We start from the raw sequence: 1,892 nt of genomic DNA, 5'->3' as shown, positions 1-1,892 counted from the left end.
CGGCACCTCGCGGCCGTTGCCGCGGTAGGCGACCGTGAGGTCGCGCATGGAAAGCAGCGCCGTCACGACAGACTTCTCCGCACCGCTGTCGTCTCGACGATGCCTTCGCCGGCGAGGTAGACGCCGAGCACGGTCAGCACCAGCGCGATGCCGGGGATGATCGACAGGAAAGGCGCGGTGCGCAAAACAGCACGGCCTTCGGCGATCATGCCGCCCCAGGTGACGAGGTTGGGGTCGCCTAGGCCGAGAAAGGACAGGGCGGCTTCCGTCAGGATCGCCGCCGCGACGATCACCGAGGACAGTGCCAGCACCGGCGGCAGCGCGTTTGGGAGCACTTCGCGAAAGGCGATCTCGAGCGGATGCATGCCGATGACACGGGCGCCGGCGACATAGTCGCGTTCGCGGATCGACAGCACTTCGGCGCGCGCGACGCGCGCCGGTCCCGTCCAGGCGCCAAGCGCGATGGCCGCAACGACCACACCGAGGGAAGGGCCGACAATGCTGACGAAGGCCAGGGCCAGCAGGAAGCCGGGCACGGTCTGGAAGGCATCGGTAATGCGCATCAGCACCTCGTCGATCAGCCCGCCGGCAAAGCCGGCCAGCGTGCCGACCACCGCGCCAATGACCAGCGCGGCAGCGGCCGCCGCCAGACCGACGGCCAGCGAGGTGCGGGCGCCGTGGAAAAGCTCGGCCAGCACGTCGCGGCCGAGCCGATCGGTGCCGAGCGGCAGCGACCAGTTTTGGAATGGCGACAGCAATGCCGGACCTGCAATGGCTTGCGGATCGCCGGGAAAGAGCAGCGGCGCGGTAAGCGCCATGGCGAAGAGCGTCGCAAAAATGACGGCGCCGGCGACCGCTTCCGGCGTGCAGAAGAAGCGATGCAGCCGGCTCATGCGCCGGCCTCGCTGGCGCCGACGCGGGGGTCGAGCAGGGCGTAGGCGAGGTCAACCAGGAGGTTGATGAGGATGACGAGCACTGCGCTGACCAGGATGATGCCGAGAAGCAGCGGCGTGTCACGTCCCGCGACGGCCTCCTGCGCCAGCCGGCCGAGGCCGGGCACGGCAAAGACGCTTTCGATGACGACGCTGCCGCCGAGCATCTGCGCCGACTGCAGGCCGAGCATAGTGACCAGCGGCAGGAGCGCGTTGCGGGCGACGTGGGCGAGCACGATGCGACGCCGCGACAGCCCCCTGGCGCGGGCGGCGAGGACAAAGTCCTGCCGCCAGGCCTCGGCCATGCCGGCGCGCGTCATGCGCAGGTAAAGCGCGAGATAGATGAAACCGAGCGCGGCGACCGGCAGCACGAGATGGGCGGCAATGTCGGCGGCCCGCGACAGCCCGGTCCTGCCGGAGGCGATGGTCTCGATGCCGCCGATCGGCAGCCAGCGCAGGTCGACGGCGAAGATGACGATCAGCACCAGGCCGAGCCAGAAGCCCGGCACGGCATAGAGCGCCAATGAGCCGATCGACAGGAAACGGTCGCGAAAGCTGCCAGGCCGCGCGCCGGCATAGATGCCGAGCGCCGAACCGAGGCCGAAGGAGAGCGCGGTGGCGCTGCCCATCAGGAGAAGCGTGGTCGGCAAGCGTTCGAGGATGACGTCACGGATCGGCCTGGAGAAGGTGACGGACTGGCCGAGGTCGAGATGCAGCAGCGCCCAGAGATAGTTGGCGAGCCGCGTCATTTCCGACTGGTCCAGGCCCCAGCGATGGCGCAGCACCTCGATCATGCCGGCATCGCCGCCGGTCGAGACGATATAGGCGTCGACCGCGTCGCCGGGGGCTGCCTCGAGCAGGAGGAAGGTGCCGATGACGACGATCAGCAGCACGAAGACGCTGCCGAGGAGACGGCGGCGGATGAGGGTGAGGGCGCGGGTCATGCGCGCCTCGGTGGGT

Annotated in this window: 2 protein-coding genes; both read right to left on the bottom strand. The window is 69.2% G+C overall.

Features of this window, described 5'->3' with window-relative positions:
• Positions 1 to 62: 62 nt before the first annotated feature.
• Positions 63 to 893 (bottom strand): ABC transporter permease, encoded by an 831-nt coding sequence (locus tag EOA33_RS34315; protein ID WP_126058190.1) that lies wholly within the window; start codon positions 891 to 893, stop codon positions 63 to 65.
• Positions 890 to 1,876, bottom strand: coding sequence for an ABC transporter permease (locus EOA33_RS34310; protein WP_126058191.1), 987 nt, complete (start codon positions 1,874 to 1,876; stop codon positions 890 to 892). The genes EOA33_RS34315 and EOA33_RS34310 overlap by 4 nt, the downstream gene beginning before the upstream one ends.
• Positions 1,877 to 1,892 lie beyond the last annotated feature (16 nt).

Origin of the sequence: Mesorhizobium sp. M4A.F.Ca.ET.050.02.1.1 (assembly GCF_003997725.1) — a bacterium.
In the GTDB taxonomy this organism is placed as follows: domain Bacteria; phylum Pseudomonadota; class Alphaproteobacteria; order Rhizobiales; family Rhizobiaceae; genus Mesorhizobium.
The sequence above is the reverse complement of the archived record's forward strand: the minus strand, read 5'-3'. Positions and strand labels throughout refer to the sequence as shown.